The organism is Microbulbifer maximicatervae (SeqCode) (assembly GCF_056231245.1).
This window is the reverse complement of the sequence record NZ_CP174334.1, coordinates 3,566,885-3,583,672: the sequence shown is the minus strand read 5'-3', so window position 1 is coordinate 3,583,672 and position 16,788 is coordinate 3,566,885. Positions and strand designations below refer to the sequence as shown.

Genomic DNA, 16,788 nt, shown 5'->3' with positions numbered 1-16,788 from the left:
TTCCTGATGTCACTGCGTCTCGGTCCTGGAGGGGCCTGATTCCATAAGTTTCCATCTCCCATTGTTAATGTACGTGAGAGAAATAAGAATTATGTATTTGAGAACACTGGCACAGGCGCTACCAGTGCTGGCTATTTCCCTTCTGCTCGGGGCTTGTGATGGCCAAACTACAGCTAATAAAAAAGCCGATTCTGAAGTCGGGGTTGATAATCAATCGACTACAACCAATCCCAAGTCCGATAATGGAGTTAGTGCGATGGATAGTCTGGCCCAGGCTTATGTCCTTCTAGTACTTGAACTGGGAAATCATGACGACAGCTATGTCGATGCCTATTACGGTCCGGCTGAATTGCGTGAAACTGCCACCAAGAGTAAGGTGAGCGCTGCAGATATCGCCCGGCGTGGTGAGTCTTTACTGGCAGAGCTGCCAGCGGTAATCGACGGCGATGGGTCTATCGAAAACCTGCGCATGCATTACCTGAAGACACAGTTGCGGGCCCTGGTGTTCCATGCTCGTAGTCTGGCAGGAGAGAGCCCGAGAAGCTTCACCAATGAAGCTCGAACCCTCTACGACACCGAGCCCCCGCAGCAGGATTTGGAAAGTTTTGAACCCATGCTGGAGGAGTTGGAAGCATTACTCCCAGGTGAGCAGCCCTTGAGTGAGAGGGTAGCCAGCTTCCGCAAAGCTTATGAAATTCCTGCCGATCGCCTTCAGGCCGTATTTGATGCCGCCATTAAAGAATGCCGCGCGCGCACTAAGCAGTATGTTTCACTCCCAGCGGATGAGAGTTTTGTTCTGGAGTATGTCAGCGACAAACCCTGGAGTGGCTACAACTGGTATAAGGGGCGTTCGCACAGTCTTATACAGGTGAACAATGGCCTGCCAATTACGATAGATAGGGCTATTGACCTGGGCTGTCACGAAGGGTATCCGGGGCATCACACCTATAACGCGCTGTTGGAGCAAACTCTGGTCAAGGAACGGGGTTGGGCAGAGTACAGCGTTTACCCGCTTTTCAGTCCACAGTCACTGATTGCCGAGGGAAGTGCAAACTACGGGATAGAGCTGACTTTCCCTGGTGAGGAGAAAACCCGTTTTGAAATGGAGGTTCTCTACCCCTTAGCTGGCCTGGATCCGAAAACAGCGGAAAAGTATGAGCAGGTAATGGCCCTGGTAGATAAGTTGGGTTTTGCCGGCAATGAGATTGCCCGCCAGTATATCGACGGGGAAATTGAGGGCGCGCAGGTACCTGCGTTGTTTGAGAAATATACCTTGATGAGCCCCGCCAAGGCGGCACAGCGGAAGGATTTTGTAGATGCCTACGGCGCCTACGTAATTAATTACAATTGGGGTAAGACACTGGTTGCTGATTATGTAGAGCAGGGCAGTCAAAATAATGAAGAGCGCTGGCAGCGCTTTACCCGTTTATTATCCTCGCCGCGCCTGCCGTCATCCCTGGATTGGTAATCATGCAAAAAGGCACTTTGAGAGAGTATTTACTATCGCGACCGGAAGCTATCGAGGATTTTCCTTTTGGCCCGGATGTGGCGGTATTTAAGATTAAGGGGCGTATGTTTGCTACCTTAAGCTGTTACCGCGGGGTGGACGCTAGTAATCTCAAGTGCGATCCCGATGAAGCCCAGGCGTTAAGGGACATCTTTTCCGGTGTTATCCCGGGTTACCATATGAACAAGAAACACTGGAATACGGTGTTGTTGGATGGCACAGTGCCCGATTATGAGATTGAGCGAATGGTAGATCGCTCATATGGCCTGGTGGTTAAGGGGCTTCGCAAGCTTGAGCGGGATTCCCTGGAACTGGCCTATGGAGCGGAGCTGCTCTACCGCTAGAGGCCCCTGAGAATAGAAATACCCAGATTTAGTCTAGGAGAGGATGTGAACGAATTTATTGTCGATGTAACGGCAGAGAACGCCCAGCAAATTCTGATTGAAGAGTCCATGAAGCGCCCGGTAGTGGTGGACTTTTGGGCCGATTGGTGTGAGCCGTGCAAGCAGTTGATGCCGGTGTTGGAAAAACTGGCCAATGAGTATAGCGGTCAGTTTTTATTGGCCAAGGTCAATGCAGATACCGAGCAAATGCTGGCGGGTCAGCTGGGTGTACGCAGTTTGCCCACGGTAATGGTTTTAAAAGATGGCCAGCCGGTAGATGGCTTTGCCGGTGTGCAGCCAGAGACACAGATTCGTGAGATGCTGGATAAGTATCTGCCAAAACCCTGGGACATAAAGTTGCAGCAGGCACAGGCGTTAATCGGTGAAGATAAAGTGGCGGAAGCTCTGCCTCTGTTGCGTCAGGCTTATACGGAATCGTCTGAACGCACTGATATCGCCAAACAACTGGCTGCTATCCTGCTCGACCAAAACCGTGCCCAGGAAGCGGAGACTGTGCTCAGTAAAATTCTGCTGGCAGATCAGGACGCGGAATACCAGCAGCTGATGGCTCAATTGGAGCTGAAGCAACAGGCAGCAGAAACTCCAGAAATTCAGGCTCTGCAAAAGGCGCTGGAAGAAAATCCTGCGGATAGCGATTCTGCTTATCAATTGGCCGTACAGTACAGTCAGGCCAACCGCCATGAAGAAGCATTGGAATTATTGCTGGATATTTTGCGTAAAGACATGGGCTTTGCCGATGGTGCTGCCAAGCAGACGTTCCTGGATATTGTAAAAAGTTTGGGTGCTGGCGACCCTGTTGCCACTCAGTTCCAGCGCAAGTTAATGACTATGATGTTTTAAAAAATACTTTACCGGTAAACAAAGGGGCCCAAGAGGCCTCTTTGTTTTTGGGGGAGAGAAGGACGATTATTAATGTATAAGCTCTGTGTTTATATTCCCGAGTCTCACTTGGAAGCGGTAAAGCAAGCGCTATTTTCCGTGGGTGCAGGACGTATTGGCGACTACGATAGTTGTTGTTGGCAAGTTCTGGGAGAGGGACAGTTCAGGCCGCTGGATGGGAGTCAGCCATTTATTGGTCAGTCGGGCCAGGTCGAGACTGTGATGGAATACCGTGTGGAGATGGTCTGTGCTGATGAGCTGGTGGATGCTGCTCTCGATGCAATGCGAGCAGCCCACCCCTATGAAGAACCGGCGTTTGACCTCTGGCGATTGGATGATCGCTGCAGTAGTGCCGGCTTAAATAAAGCAGAGGTCTCTTAAAGGCTATCGAGTACCTTTTGTCGTTCGTGGCTTTTTTGCTCGATCGCTTTCGCATCTTCCAGTAATTTTGAAACGCTGGTGTGATGGGTCGGCAGTTTATTTTCGGCGGGGCTACTGTCTTCAACGATCGAGTCGGATCTCAAGTCAATTGGGTCATTGGCAGTGACTGTATTTAGAGGCTTGACGCGGTGAATACGCACGTGTGAATCCAACCCCTCCGGCACGGTGTCTGAGAAGTGCCAGTTCCCATCTTTATCTTTCCAGGTAAAAACCTCAGATGTTTGCTTGTCAGAATCCCCTTGAGATACGAGCCCGCTGGAAGTTGCCAACTCTTCAATTTTTGATACTGATTCCTGGGTGGTTTCGCGCACACTTTGCATAGCTCGCTCACCGGTTTCGCGAATCGCTGAAATATCCGGTTTTTGAGGCAGCCAGTCGGAGGGTGACATGATGGGTTTGCCATCTGGGCCCGGTAAGATCATAGGCAGGACAATGCCTACCAGTAACAAGGCACCGAGCATTGGAAAGTATTTCATGCAAACATCCTTTTAATGCAGGGTCATTAACTCATTAAGTAAAGTGGTTTACAGCTTGCGATTGATGACACCGCGGTGTAACTGGTATTGCCCGATACGGGTATCTTCGAAATAGTGCTCCAAAGTGCGGTGCATAATGGGAAATGCAATCTCCTTCCAGGGAATTTCGTCTTCGCGAAATAGCTCAACTTCGAGCGATTCAGGCCCGGGTCCGAAATTCATATCGGTCAATTCACCCCGGTACATCATGTAGACCTGATTGATATGGGGAATATCGTAGACGGAGTAGAGCTCGTCCACGCGGATACTGGCCCGGGCTTCCTCCCAGGACTCCCGTAAAGCGCCCTCTTCGCTAGTTTCGCCACTCTCCATAAACCCGGCAGGCAGAGTCCAGAGCCCCAGGCGCGGCTGTATGGCGCGCTTGCACAGCATCACCTTGTCGCCAACGTAAGGGACAACTCCGACAATAACACGGGGGTTGATGTAGTAAATGGCGCCGCAACTGCCACAGATGTGGCGGGGGCGGTCATCGCCCTTGGGAATGGAAAGTGTTACGGCGTTACTGCCGCATTGGCTGCAAAATTTCATGGCGTCAGTATACCCATGCGAGATTTGAGCGCCAGCTTCCGGACCGGTTGACGCCTATAGTTGTTAGTGATGTTGAAGTATAAAGGCGGTATCTACCCTGCGATGGCGCGTTTTTTTCTGCTCGGACTAGCGCTCCTTGCCCTTTGCGCCTGTGGTGGTAAAGGCGAAGAGGAAAAGGCGCCACCTCCCCCGCCAGTAGAAGTACTGGTTGTTAGGGAGGAGCCTGTTATCCCCCGCTTTGAATTCGTCGGACGGGTAGAGGCAACTGATGAATATCAAGTCCGCCCACGAGTACAAGGGTATATCCAGAGCCGCAATTTTACCGAGGGGGAAACCGTCCAGAAAGGGCAGTTACTGTTTGAAATTGACCCACGCCCTTTTATTGCCGAACTGGCGAATCAGCGCGCCACTCTGGAACAATCCCAAGCCTCCCTGAGAGTTGCTGAACGGAACTTCCAGCGTGGCCGACGCTTGGTGGCCACTGGGGCTATCAGCCAGGTACAGATGGATGAGCTTGAAGGTAATTTTGAGGAAGCGGAATCCCAAGTCGATGCCAATCGCGCCAAAGTTCAAAGTGCTGAGCTGGATCTTTCTTATACCAAAGTTTACGCGCCACTCACTGGAAGAATCGGGCGTACAGAATTTCCAGTGGGTTCCCTGGTAGGGCCAAGCACCGATCCCCTGGCCACGATAGTAAAAATGGATCCCATTTATGTGCTCTTTGAAGTGCCAGAAGAGCAACTTTATGCGGTGCAGGTGGATTCCCAGCGGCGGCAGCGAGAGGGTTTAAGTCCCACTCGCCTGGATGTCCGCATTGAGTTACCCGACGGCAATTACTACCCCCATAAGGGCAAAATCGTATTTATCGATAATCAGATCGATCCCAATACCGGATCGGTAGCGGTGCGCTCCCTGTTTCCCAATCCAGGCCAACTATTAGTACAGGGCCAGTTTGCCCGAGTTTCCATAAGCGTCTACACCGGCAATGACGCCCTGAGGCCGCTGGTACCCCAGTCAGCGGTCATGGAGGATATGCAGGGCCGTTATGTCTTTGTTTTGGGCAAAGATAATATTGCGGAGAAGCGCTACCTGACCTTGGGGCAGAGGGAAGGGGAGTTGTGGGCTGTAGATCGCGGGCTTGTCGCCGGTGAATCTGTAATCGTTAATGGTTTGCAGAGGGTTGTCGCAGGAAAGCCGGTGACGCCGCAAAACACCCCTAGAAACCCCTACGATGTTGAAGCACCACCAGCCCCTCCCGCCGAGCAAAGTAGTAGTTCTGCGGCGAAATCTGGCTCTACAGACAGTCAAGGGGAGAGAGAGCTACGGGTAATTGATGGGGAAGCGGCACCAGCAAGCCCTGAATCTGAGGGGCATGACGATGACTACAAATAGCTGTCGCTGCCCATGATTAGCGCCTTTTGTATCCGGCGGCCACGATTCGCCTTTGTTATTTCCATATTGATCACCCTCGCTGGGATACTCTCCTTGCCACAATTACCGGTGTCGCAATTCCCTGAAATAACGCCACCGACCATCAATGTCGCCGCCACGTTTGCCGGTGCCAGCGCTGAAGTAGTGCGCGATAGTGTGGCTGTGCCGATTGAGTCGCAAGTTAATGGTGTGGAGGGCATGGATTATATGTCTTCCACCAGTGGCAATGATGGCTCCTACAGTCTCACAGTGACATTCAAGCCTGGCTACGACGATGACATCGCCCAGGTTAATGTTCAGAACCGGGTGGAGCAGGCCACTCCCCAGCTGCCTGAGGATGTGAAAAGAGATGGGGTGGTAGTTTCCAAGCAGAGCACCACGCTGTTACTAGTAGTCAATTTGTTCTCCCCAGATGAAAAGTTTGATGAATTATTTCTGGCAAATTACGCCGAGATTTATTTAAAAGATGAATTGGCGCGGGTACTGGGGGTGAGCAGTGTTGTTATTTTTGGCTCGCGCAATTACGCCATGCGCCTTTGGCTCGACCCCAACCGGATGGCCTCGTTAGATGTCACCGCCCAGGATGTTATCTCTGCTGTGCAGGCACAGAATGTAGAGGTAGCTGCCGGTCAGATCGGGGCGCCACCGATCCGCCAAGATCAGCAGTTCCAATACAATATTTTGGTGCAGGGGCGCTTGGTATCTCCCAGCGAATTTGAGGACATCACCATCCGCGCCAAGCCCGATGGCGCCATGGTAAAAGTCAAAGATGTGGCGAGGGTGGAGCTGGGAAGTGAATCTTATTCTTCCTATGGGCAATTGGATAACCAGGCTTCAGCAGTGATTGGGGTGTACCAGCTGCCGGAGGCAAATGCGATCGAGGTGGCCGATGGCATAAAGGCCAAGGTTGCTGAGTTGTCGAAGCGTTTTCCCGATGGATTGGAAGCGGAGATTCTCTACGACACCACATTATTTGTAGAGGCCTCAATTAAAGAGGTTGTGGAAACACTGATTATTGCCCTGATACTGGTAATACTGGTGGTTTTTTTGTTTCTACAGGATTGGCGCTCTACGCTGGTACCAGCCATTGCCATTCCCGTATCCCTGATAGGCACCTTTGCCTTAATGCTGGCATTTGGGATGACGATTAACACCATCACATTGTTTGCCTTAATCCTGGCGATAGGCATAGTGGTAGATGATGCGATTATCGTGGTGGAAAACACCCAGCGGTTAATGGCTGATGGCCTCCCGCCAAAGGAAGCCGCGCTGGAATCCATGCGTGAAGTTACCGGCCCCGTTATTGCTACTACCCTTGTTTTGTTTGCAGTTTTTGTCCCGGTAATGTTGATGCCGGGAATTACGGGGAAAATGTATCAGCAGTTTGCTGTCACCATTTCAATGGCGGTGGCCATTTCCTCCCTGAATGCACTTACATTAAGTCCGGCCCTCTGTGCCAGTTTGTTAAAGCCGAATAAAGACGGGGAAGTAGCTGGTATTAAAGAGACCGGTATTTTTGGTTTCTTTAATAAAGCTCTGCATATTTCTACAGGTTTTTATGTGGGAATGGTGAGGGCTTGTATAAAAATACCGCTTATCGGTATTGCCTCAATTATTCTGATTTTATTATTCTGTTATTTGCTCTTTACCCGAATCCCCACCGGTTTTATTCCCGATGAAGATCAGGGCACGTTTATGTTGCACGTGCAGTTGCCTGATGGATCTTCCCTGGAGCGAACCGGACCCATTGTCAATCAAGTGACCGATGTTCTAATGGAAGAGCCAGGTATGGCTCATGTGGTTGGTGTGCCCGGTTACAACCTGCTTACCAGCAGTGTTTCTTCCAACACGGCAATGATGTTTGCTGTGCTAAAACCCTGGGATGACCGCACGAATAGGGAAGATAGCCAGTTTGCCATTATGGATCGGGTACAGAAAAAATTATCTGCAATTCCCGATGCGCAAGTGCTGCCGTTTGTCATTCCACCACTTCCAGGTATTGGCACTGTTGGTGGATTTGAATTTGTACTCGAAGATCTACAGGGGCGCAGTATTACTGAATTGTCACAGGTCTTGTTTGACCTGCTGGGCAATGCCAATCAGCGCAGTGAAATCTCCCAGGCCTTTACCAGTTTTCAGGCCGCTACACCGCAGCTTGAATTAAAAGTAGATAAAGAAAAATCGCATGTGCTTGGGGTCCCCCTGCCGGATGTGTATTTAACGTTGCAAACCTTTTTGGGTGGCTATTACATCAATGACTTTAACCTATATGGAAAGGTCTTTCGTGTAATCGCTCAGGCCGATGCTCAATTTCGCGATAAAGAGGAAAATCTGGCTGGCTTTTATGTTCGTGCCAATAGTGGCGGTTTGGTACCGCTGACTTCTATCTCAACTATTACCCCGGTGGTCGCGCCACAAACAATAACCCGTTACAACTTATATAACAGCGTCACTATCAATGGATCACCGGCACCGGGGTATTCCAGTGGCCAGGCGATGGATGCTATGGAAGACTTGGCATCAAAGTTGCCAGAAGGTTATGGATACGAATGGACGGGCATCAGCTTACAGGAGGTGACCGCGGGTAATCTGGCCCCAATCCTGTTCTCTTTGGCCGTTATATTTGTCTACTTGTTTTTGGTCGCCCAATATGAGAGCTGGACTATCCCCTTTGCAGTGATGTTGTGCGTCCCCATTGCGATTGGTGGCGCTATGTTTACGGTATTTATCGCGGGGTCCATCAACAATCTCTATACGCAGATCGGCTTGGTATTACTGATTGGGATGGCAGCAAAGAGTGCGATTCTGATAGTAGAGTTTGCCTGCGTGGAACGCGATAAGGGGCGGTCTATTGCGGATGCGGCTCTATCGGCTACGCGCCTGCGATTCCGCGCGGTATTAATGACGGCCATGTCCTTTATTTTAGGGGTAATTCCACTACTGGTCGCCACCGGTGCTGGCGCAGTGAGCCGGGTTTCCCTGGGGCTGGTGGTCTTTGGCGGTATGTTGGCTGCGAGTCTCTTCGCCACTTTGCTAGTGCCTGTGTATTACGCCTTGGTGCAAACGGTGCGGGAAAAGCTGAAAGGGGGCTATACCCCCAAAATTAATGAGGATAAGACCGCGAATGGTGGGTCTGAATCCACCTGAGCCAATCTGTTGATTGTGTGGTAGGGTGGTAAGTCACAAATGGATATTGTGGCATATCGCTCAGTGTTACCGCTGAAAAACGGTATGATGAATGTTATGGAGCCCCCGCAGCGATCGGGGCAGGGCACAGATTTATGCTAGAGATTATTGAACAGAAAATCGTAGGGCAAATTGAGGACTTGGAAGCAAGGGTTCCGGCAGGACCTGACCTGCAAGGCCATGCCGCAGTACTGATTGCCCTGACAGAAGAGCCGGACCCACAAGTAATTCTAACTAAGCGCTCTGCAAATCTCTCTACACATTCCGGTGAAGTTTCTCTCCCTGGGGGGCGCTGGGATGCCACGGACCCATCGCTTCAATTTACCGCCTTGCGTGAGGCGGAAGAAGAAGTCAGCCTACCTATGGATGACGTACGCGTACTCGGCCCCCTTTGGCCGCGGACTACCCGCTGGCAGGTACATGTGACCCCTTGGGTAGGGATAATTTCACCGGATATCCAATTATTCCCAAACCCAGGAGAATTGGATGCAGTATTTCGAGTCCCCCTGTCTTTCTTTCTTGCAGACCCGCGTATTCGCACTGATCGTATTATTATTGATAACCAGGAAATATACCTTCCGGCGTATATGTATGAAGACTTCGAAATTTGGGGCTTTACTGCAGGGGTATTAACCGAATTTTTAGTAAAAATATTAGGGGCATCAATAGGGCGCCGCGATGATGTGCCGCTGCGTGCACTTAATTAGCTCGGCTTACTAATTAGAATTTTTTTATTTTTTGGGAAGCCCTGGTATCGGCTCACCTAAGTCATCCCAAGCATCGATTAGTATTTTCATTATTTTTCCGGCATCGGGATCGGCGCTGAGGATTGGGAAATCAGGGGCTTCAGGAAGTTTAACTTCTTCTCCTCGTCGACATTCGATTAACCAGTTGTCATCGACTTTAACGAGTTTGTCCCGGTACTCTCCAACAGCAGAAATGCGATAGCCGGATCGTGTTGCTATGATTTCTACGGTCGTTGCTTTCCCTGAGGCGGATTGCCCATCTTCAGAAATAAAATGTAGGGGGGAGCTTGTAATATGCCGGCTTCCCAACTTGCTGTGAACCGCTGCGTAGCGCTCCAGTTTTTCTCTTCCCCGAATCATAATATTGCCATGCTCAAATCGGCCATTGGGTGTAAATAATGAGGCCCAGCCTCGGGCATCATTGCTGTCGATAGTTAATGTATAACGGGCGAGTAGATCACTAATCGCTAGTCGATCTTTTAGCTGTTGAATCTCATCCATTTCTTCACCTTGACCTTTATCGCCAGTAGCTATTGAAGAGGATAGTTTCTAGTGATGGTTTTTGGGGGCGCACCTAGGATATTAATTGAGTATTAATCAAAACCTGTTATCTAACCCGGAATCCTGTAAGTAACCTTGAGAGAATTATTAATAAAATTGGGAAGTGTTTGTTTGTGTAAAGTGAAGCAATACCAAGCCCTAAAATCCTTTGTCGTTTGGTGACTATTTCACGGTTTTAGCTAATGGTGGGATTTATTTGAGACGTAAGTACTAGATATACTGTAAGGTTCTTATATCCTTAATTTTTCTTATTATATACGTTATTGGATTGCTTGAATGAGATCTCTCTCTTTTTTCTGTGTGTTGCTGGGAATCGGATTAATCCAGGCTTGTGCAATGTCCACTGTACCTCCTAAGTATCAGGGACAATGGGCTGGAACCGAGGAATCCTGTAACGCTTCTTCATCGGCCGACTCGATGACACTGGCGGATAGTCGTATTCAATTTACGGAGTCTTCAGGCCAGTTGATGTCTGCTAGCCAGAGTGATGGCAATCTTCATCTGGTTTTCAATATGCAGGGTGAAGGAGAAGCTTGGAAGTCAGAGGAGGTGTACTCTCTGATATCTGGCGGAAAGGTACTGGTGCGTTATACCCAGGATTCTACGTTTAAGTACTTTCGCTGCAATTGATTGGAATTGAAGCCTGCGGAAAATAGTTGAAAAATAATAAGAAAAAAATCATAGAGCCCTCCACTCCTCAAGCTTACAGTACAGAGTATGAAATCTGAGGGCGTGGAGGCTGGGCTAGCATTGAGAATAGAACTCAGTCGTTTAAATGACTGGAGCTTGCAGCTCTGGTCATTTAAATGTGGATTTGCTTGGTAAAATAACTATTCGGTCCAAGCGTCAATTTTGCCTTGCATTTCTTTGTGAAATGGATAAGCCCCTCCTTGTACCTATTGAGTTAGTAGGCTATCTGTAGCTCCCTGTAAAATGACAGGTTCGTCATTGCTAAAGTTTAAAATGGAAGTCTATTCGGATGGCTGTAAGGTTAGCTTGATGCTTTTAAATAGACGAAGCCTGTTTCTACCATTAATTTTTACTACAGGTTTGTAATTGGGATTTAATAGCCTTAATAAAAGTCTGTACTTTTGTTGGCGGCCTTTTGGAAAACAGATGCATATAATGGATGGGTGCAGCGGCAACAGATGTTATAGGGCAAAGTGTGCCGGTATCCACTTTTTTTCGAGCGATAATATCGGGCAACCTGGCAATCCCAATTCCGGCTTCGGTTAACTGTACTATATCGTGTAAGGAGTTACAGCGAACCTTAGGCGTGGCTTTTACCTGAATCCCACTATTCAATTCATACTTTAATGGCATGCCCTGCCAATCATTAGCGATATGCGGCCAATTTTGTAGTTCAGCAAGGTCTGAGGGAATGCCACATAGCTTTTCAATAAGCTGCGGGCTGGCGTAGAGACTTTCTCCTAACAATCCTAACTTTGAAACTTTTGCCGATTGAAGTGCAAGACTGCCTACTCGAATGGCCAGGTCTACCTGCGATTCAATCAAATCCATGGGGGAGTCATTGGCTAACAGCCTGATTCTCAGTTGCGGGTGCTGCTCGGCCAACTTAATGATTGCAGGAATAATTACTGGTTCGCACAGTGCGTGAGGCGCTGTTACTGATAGGGAGCCCGCCAATTTGTCACCGCTATTCCTAAGCCCCGCTATTGCTGAGTTATAAATATCTTTGATCTCCCGGCAATGGGCGTAAAACTCTGAGCCGGCCTCGGTGAGAGATAGGGAGCGGGTACTGCGGTAAAGCAAGCGGGTGCCGATATCAGACTCCAGCCGGGTAACTGCTTGGCTTACTGCCGATTTGGTGCGCTCCAGGCGGTCGGCTGCCAGTGTGAAGCTGCGCGCCTCTACAACGGCTAGGAATACCTGCATATCCTCCAGGCTTGGCTTCATTGTTTAATTTTCCTAAACACTAATATCAATTAATGGATGTTTATCACAACCATGGCCATGGGGCAATCTATAGGCACAAGGTCGTTACCTATTACAGAAGAGGATTTTGATATGAGCGACATTCTGATTGAGAAAACAAAAGCTGCCAGTGAACAGTGGAAGTCTTACTTCAATAGTGGCAATGCAGCTGGGTGTGCATCCATGTATGAAGAGCAGGCTCAAATGACTGCCAAACCCTTTGGCCTGTTCGAAGGTCGAAAGAATATACAAGCTTTCTGGCAAAATCTGATAGATCAGGGTTTTGCGGATGTGGCCTATATTGGAGCAAAAATTGAAGTAGTTGATGAAGCCTCAACCGTGCTCTCAAGTAATTGGAAAATGAACAACGCAGAAGGTGTCATTACTCGTGAACTCTGGGTCCTACAGGAGGACGGTTCTATGCTACTGCGTGATGACCAGTTCGAAGCTATAAATCCTAGCGAAAAGTAAGGGTGCTAGACGTGAGTGAATTTTGGAATAGCTTTACCCGTGAGAAAACGGACGAGCAATATAACCCTACGTTGTGGACCCGCCGTCTTCCAACTGATCTTCTGCTGCCTTCTCATGCTGAGTTTACTGGCAGTCGTAGCTTGGCATATCGCAACGCGATTAAGGACGGTTTACAAACTGTCAATTTTGGGGAAGGTGATTTAGCTGGCTCGATGGATGTTTTCAGGTCAGACGAAGTTGCTGAGGATGCACCGGTCGTAATTTATATTCACGGTGGCTGGTGGCAGTGGTTTTCAAAAGAGCAGTTTTCTTTTCTGGCCGAGCCTTTTAATAAAGAGGGGTTTGCGATCTATATGCCGGGTTACCGTATGGCCCCGGATTGGGAAAATGATACTCCAATGGAGTCTATTGTCTCGCAGGTACAGTGGGCAGTGGCGAGCGTGCTGAAAGAGGCCGAGGAAAAAGGGGCTCCATCTGTCTACATCGTGGGGCATTCGGCAGGTGGCCAACTGGTAGCACTGTTACATCAGACGGATTGGAGTCAATTTGGCGTACCGGCGTCTGCTCAAAGTAAGTTTAAAGGTGCATTTTCCCTGGCGGGACTATTTGACATTCGCCCACTGGTCAATAGTTTTGTCAATGACATCATTAATATGTCGATGGAATCCGCCGAAAAGGTGAGCCCCCAGCTGTTAGAGCCTGGTATAGACAAAACTGAATGCCCGCTACATTTAATTGTGCCTGAATTTGATACACCAGAGTTTTTTCGGCAGACGAAAGAGTATCAGGAGAAAATGCTAAAAATGGATAATCCCTGTTATTTCAAGTTAGCGAATAATCGGGATCATCTTGACTTGATAGAAAACCTAGTTAACGATCAAGATGAAGTTATGAATTACATGATCAGTAATATGCAAGAGAAATTTTAAGAGGTTGTTTTTAATTCTGCTGCTGAAATTAAATTAATTGAATTTATTTGATTCCCTCTGTTGGTTGGGTAGGCCTCAGCTTTGTCGGTTGAGGCTCTATTCGACATAAATAGTGCCATATGCTTTGCCCGTCGACGGGATGGCGTGATTCTTTTGGTTTCTAGTGTAATAAATTGTTAGTAGGTCTCGACATATCCGTAGATTTTTTTCATGCCGGTAAATATCTATCAGGTTGATATATTTTTTTTAATGGTTCTTTGCTGGGGCTAAGCATAAAGTTGTTTTCGTTGTCTAGGAAGAAGGTTGTTTGATTCAAAATAAATCTGTTTTCGGGTTTGCTAAGTGATAAATGACAGGTCTTTAGTTTTCATGTTTTTACACGAGGTTTGATTTTAATAAATTAAGGAGGATTTAATATGCCAATGGTCAATTTCTCTACATTGGTAGTGCCCCGGGGGTTGAATGTACCAACGGAACAGGATTTTGAGGATGCAGTTGAAGGGTATATTGATGTTGAGGCTTTGGGGGCGTTAATTCCCCTGGGTACTCAGGATGTTTATGTTCCTGGCCCCAGAACATTTGCTGGATTCAAGTACGAGTGGAGCTGCACTGCCTTCAGGTGGTCTGTCTGGGGGCATGGCCCAGATTCGAGAGCAAATCCTAACCATTTAGCTGCGCAAGAGTGGACGCTAAGGGTTAAAAAAGGTAACCGATTTCTAACTTATGCTGAGGTTGGTCTTGGACCAGGTAGAGCTATCTTTCCCGGAACTCGTTGGGTTAGGGGGAATAATGCACAATATTCGCATATTCCCCTTATGTTAACTTGATAAGATGAATAAAAAGTTACTTATATAGTGGCCCGCCGACTTAACTGACGTTGCTTAAAGATTGGTTCAGATATGCTGTTTTTTACAAGTTAAGAAAGGCGGGCTTAAATAACTCTTCTTGTTAAAGAAATAGACGAAGAATCTCATTCTATATGTTTAGAGGTTGATAATTCAGTATTGTTAATTCCCAGTGTATGAGAATGTCACCGTTAAACTACCCTAATAGATAAACAGTTCTGGGCGAGCAGGAAAAAATAATAAATAGCTACCTTGCAAGGGAATTGCACACGAGTTTTATTGTAAGGTTTAGCTATAACCGGGCCGTAATTTTATTGGGCAAACTTCAGGGTTTATAAGGTTTCGCCAATTGGGGTTTTTCTGAAGCAATATGATTAAGTCTGGCGGCTTACTGTGTCTTTATGAGTTTAGAAGGTAGATCCTATAAGGAAATACATCTCTTCCCCATTTGAGAGTAAGCGTCTATATAAATCTAATCTACGAATTATAATGGGCGCTTGTTTCCTCCTCCTGGATAGATTATGCCGAGACCCAAATCCACTGTCTCTTTGGATGAGGTGCACTGGGGTGCACTCAAAACCCTCTTCCCCTACTTATTGGAGTTCCGCCGCGCCGTAGTCTTGGCGATCCTCTGCCTGATTGGCGCCAAGGTTGCGGGCGTTACCCTGCCATTTTTGCTCAAACATATTGTCGATGACCTGGATAGTGCTGGGGGTATGGCCCAGGCAGTGGCATTACCTTTGGGGCTGCTGTTGGCCTATGGGGCTGTGCGCCTTTCCAGCACTCTGTTTGGCGAACTGCGAGACACGATTTTTGGCCGTGTCACTGAGCGGGCCCAGCGCCGGGTCGGGTTGGAAGTGTTCCAGCATTTGCACAAACTGGACCTGGATTTTCACCTGAACCGCCGTACCGGCGGGCTCTCTCGGGATATCGAGCGGGGCAATAGCGGCATCGGGTTCCTGATGCGGTTTATGGTCTTCAATATCGTACCCACGCTGGTAGAGATAGCTATGGTGGCGGGGTTGCTCTGGTGGAATTACAGCGGGTTATTTGCGCTATTAGTGCTGGCCGCAGTGATTATTTATATCGGCTTTTCTGTGGTAGCCACTGAATGGCGTACGCGCTTTGTCAGGGAGTTGAATGAGGCGGAGTCACAGGCCAGTAGCCGTGCAGTTGATAGTCTGCTCAACTATGAGACCGTTAAATACTTTGCCAATGAGCGACATGAATCCGGTCACTATGACCGGGAGCTGGCCAGTTGGGAGAAGGCCCGGCGTAAGAACAGGCTGTCCTTGTTTGGCCTAAATAGTGGCCAGGCGCTGATTATTGCCAGCGCTATGTGTGCAGCAATGGTTCTTGCCGCGGTAGGAGTCACCAAAGGCACTATGACCATCGGTGACTTCGTATTGGTGAATGCCTTTATGATGCAGATCTTTATACCGCTAAATTTCCTCGGCTTTGTGTACCGGGAGATGAAAGGGGCACTGGCAAATATTGAGAAAATGTTCTCTTTACTGGCGGTAAAACCTGCTGTGGAAGATCTTCCCCAGGCGGCCCCCCTCACCGTGATGGAGGGCCGAATTGAGTTTGATAACGTCCAGTTTGGCTACAAAGATAATCGCCAGATCCTCAAAGGTATCAGCTTTGCTGTGGAGCCACGGCAAAAAGTGGCAATTGTTGGCGCTAGCGGTGCAGGTAAATCCACCCTCTTTAAGCTCCTGTTTCGTTTTTATGACGCTAACAGCGGTTCCATTTCCATTGATGGCCAGGATATTCGCAGTGTTTCCCAGGAGTCGCTGCGCAGGGCTATTGGTGTTGTGCCTCAGGATGCAGTGTTGTTCAACCAGTCGATTCGGGACAACGTGCGGTACGGACGTGTAGATGCCTCAGATACTGAGGTGGATGAGGCGATCCGTCACGCCCAGCTGGAAGGCTTTGTTCAGCAACTGCCAGAGGGGGCCGATACCCTGGTGGGGGAGCGGGGTCTCAAATTGTCCGGAGGGGAAAAGCAGCGGGTTGCTATCGCTCGGGCCCTGCTGAAAAAGCCTCCGATTATGATCTTTGACGAAGCGACCTCATCTCTCGATAGCCACTCAGAGCAGGGCATAGTGGCATCCCTGCAGGAGATCGCCCGCGAGCAGACATCGTTAGTGATCGCTCACCGCCTCTCCACAATTGTGGATGCAGACTGCATTCTGGTAATGGATCAGGGCGGAATAGTCGAGCAGGGAGCTCATCGGGAATTGATGCAGGCTGACGGACACTACGCGGCCCTCTGGCGTATGCAGCAACAGGAGCGTGGAACTGAGACCCAAGCGGCCGAGGTGCCTACGCCATGACGGTTGATAAATCCCTACAGCCAGACTAATGTGGCGCCGATACAAAAAAA

Annotated in this window: 16 protein-coding genes; 12 read left to right on the top strand and 4 right to left on the bottom strand. The window is 48.8% G+C overall.

Going from position 1 to position 16,788, the window contains the following annotated elements; genetic code table 11:
- Positions 1-91 precede the first annotated feature (91 nt).
- The 4 genes from ACJJIS_RS15630 (at position 92) to ACJJIS_RS15615 (ending at position 3,171) form a co-directional block, all read left to right on the top strand.
- The gene (locus ACJJIS_RS15630) at positions 92-1,468 is read left to right on the top strand and encodes a hypothetical protein (protein WP_475708498.1); all 1,377 of its coding nucleotides are present in this window, start codon (positions 92-94) and stop codon (positions 1,466-1,468) included.
- 2 nt (positions 1,469-1,470) lie between these two features.
- Positions 1,471-1,851 (top strand): MmcQ/YjbR family DNA-binding protein, encoded by a 381-nt coding sequence (locus ACJJIS_RS15625; RefSeq protein WP_444932526.1) that lies wholly within the window; start codon positions 1,471-1,473, stop codon positions 1,849-1,851.
- A gap of 45 nt (positions 1,852-1,896) precedes the next feature.
- Entirely contained in the window at positions 1,897-2,751 is an 855-nt protein-coding gene (trxA, locus tag ACJJIS_RS15620; RefSeq protein WP_445354843.1) for a thioredoxin, read from the top strand.
- 72 nt (positions 2,752-2,823) lie between these two features.
- The gene (locus ACJJIS_RS15615; RefSeq protein ID WP_444898215.1) at positions 2,824-3,171 is read left to right on the top strand and encodes a YqfO family protein; all 348 of its coding nucleotides are present in this window, start codon (positions 2,824-2,826) and stop codon (positions 3,169-3,171) included.
- Here the strand turns inward: ACJJIS_RS15615 and ACJJIS_RS15610 are convergent.
- Both ACJJIS_RS15610 and ACJJIS_RS15605 read right to left on the bottom strand, forming a co-directional pair.
- Positions 3,168-3,707 (bottom strand): DUF4124 domain-containing protein, encoded by a 540-nt coding sequence (locus tag ACJJIS_RS15610; RefSeq protein WP_444898214.1) that lies wholly within the window; start codon positions 3,705-3,707, stop codon positions 3,168-3,170. The genes ACJJIS_RS15615 and ACJJIS_RS15610 overlap by 4 nt on opposite strands.
- A 48-nt stretch (positions 3,708-3,755) precedes the next feature.
- Entirely contained in the window at positions 3,756-4,295 is a 540-nt protein-coding gene (locus tag ACJJIS_RS15605) for an NUDIX hydrolase (protein ID WP_444898213.1), read from the bottom strand.
- A gap of 69 nt (positions 4,296-4,364) precedes the next feature.
- Between ACJJIS_RS15605 and ACJJIS_RS15600 the strand changes: the two genes are divergently transcribed.
- The 3 genes from ACJJIS_RS15600 (at position 4,365) to ACJJIS_RS15590 (ending at position 9,619) form a co-directional block, all read left to right on the top strand.
- Positions 4,365-5,687 carry an efflux RND transporter periplasmic adaptor subunit gene (locus ACJJIS_RS15600; RefSeq protein ID WP_444957022.1) on the top strand — a complete coding sequence of 441 codons (1,323 nt, stop codon included), beginning with the start codon at positions 4,365-4,367 and terminating at the stop codon, positions 5,685-5,687.
- A 12-nt stretch (positions 5,688-5,699) separates the two neighbouring features.
- Positions 5,700-8,873 carry an efflux RND transporter permease subunit gene (locus ACJJIS_RS15595; protein ID WP_475708497.1) on the top strand — a complete coding sequence of 1,058 codons (3,174 nt, stop codon included), beginning with the start codon at positions 5,700-5,702 and terminating at the stop codon, positions 8,871-8,873.
- 134 nt (positions 8,874-9,007) lie between these two features.
- Positions 9,008-9,619, top strand: a complete 612-nt coding sequence (locus ACJJIS_RS15590) for an NUDIX hydrolase (protein WP_444915835.1) — start codon at positions 9,008-9,010, stop codon at positions 9,617-9,619.
- Positions 9,620-9,643: 24 nt separating this feature from the next.
- On the opposite strand, the gene ACJJIS_RS15585 is transcribed toward ACJJIS_RS15590, so the two are convergent.
- Positions 9,644-10,159, bottom strand: a complete 516-nt coding sequence (locus ACJJIS_RS15585; protein ID WP_444915836.1) for a nuclear transport factor 2 family protein — start codon at positions 10,157-10,159, stop codon at positions 9,644-9,646.
- Between the two features lie 396 nt (positions 10,160-10,555).
- Between ACJJIS_RS15585 and ACJJIS_RS15580 the strand changes: the two genes are divergently transcribed.
- On the top strand, positions 10,556-10,849 hold the full coding sequence (locus tag ACJJIS_RS15580; RefSeq protein ID WP_475708496.1) for a hypothetical protein: 294 nt from the start codon (positions 10,556-10,558) through the stop codon (positions 10,847-10,849).
- 402 nt (positions 10,850-11,251) lie between these two features.
- Here ACJJIS_RS15580 and ACJJIS_RS15575 read toward each other — a convergent pair whose 3' ends face one another.
- Positions 11,252-12,136 (bottom strand): LysR family transcriptional regulator, encoded by an 885-nt coding sequence (locus tag ACJJIS_RS15575; RefSeq protein ID WP_475708495.1) that lies wholly within the window; start codon positions 12,134-12,136, stop codon positions 11,252-11,254.
- 111 nt (positions 12,137-12,247) lie between these two features.
- Here ACJJIS_RS15575 and ACJJIS_RS15570 point away from each other — a divergent pair, with 111 nt between their 5' ends.
- The 4 genes from ACJJIS_RS15570 to ACJJIS_RS15555 all read left to right on the top strand — a co-directional run bounded on the left by ACJJIS_RS15570 (position 12,248) and on the right by ACJJIS_RS15555 (position 16,738).
- On the top strand, positions 12,248-12,625 hold the full coding sequence (locus tag ACJJIS_RS15570) for a Cif family virulence factor (RefSeq protein ID WP_475708494.1): 378 nt from the start codon (positions 12,248-12,250) through the stop codon (positions 12,623-12,625).
- An 11-nt stretch (positions 12,626-12,636) separates the two neighbouring features.
- Positions 12,637-13,554, top strand: a complete 918-nt coding sequence (locus tag ACJJIS_RS15565) for an alpha/beta hydrolase (RefSeq protein WP_475708493.1) — start codon at positions 12,637-12,639, stop codon at positions 13,552-13,554.
- A gap of 416 nt (positions 13,555-13,970) precedes the next feature.
- Positions 13,971-14,381, top strand: coding sequence for a hypothetical protein (locus tag ACJJIS_RS15560; RefSeq protein WP_444916409.1), 411 nt, complete (start codon positions 13,971-13,973; stop codon positions 14,379-14,381).
- 539 nt (positions 14,382-14,920) lie between these two features.
- Positions 14,921-16,738 (top strand): ABCB family ABC transporter ATP-binding protein/permease, encoded by a 1,818-nt coding sequence (locus tag ACJJIS_RS15555; RefSeq protein WP_475708492.1) that lies wholly within the window; start codon positions 14,921-14,923, stop codon positions 16,736-16,738.
- The last annotated feature ends 50 nt before the right edge of the window (positions 16,739-16,788 follow it).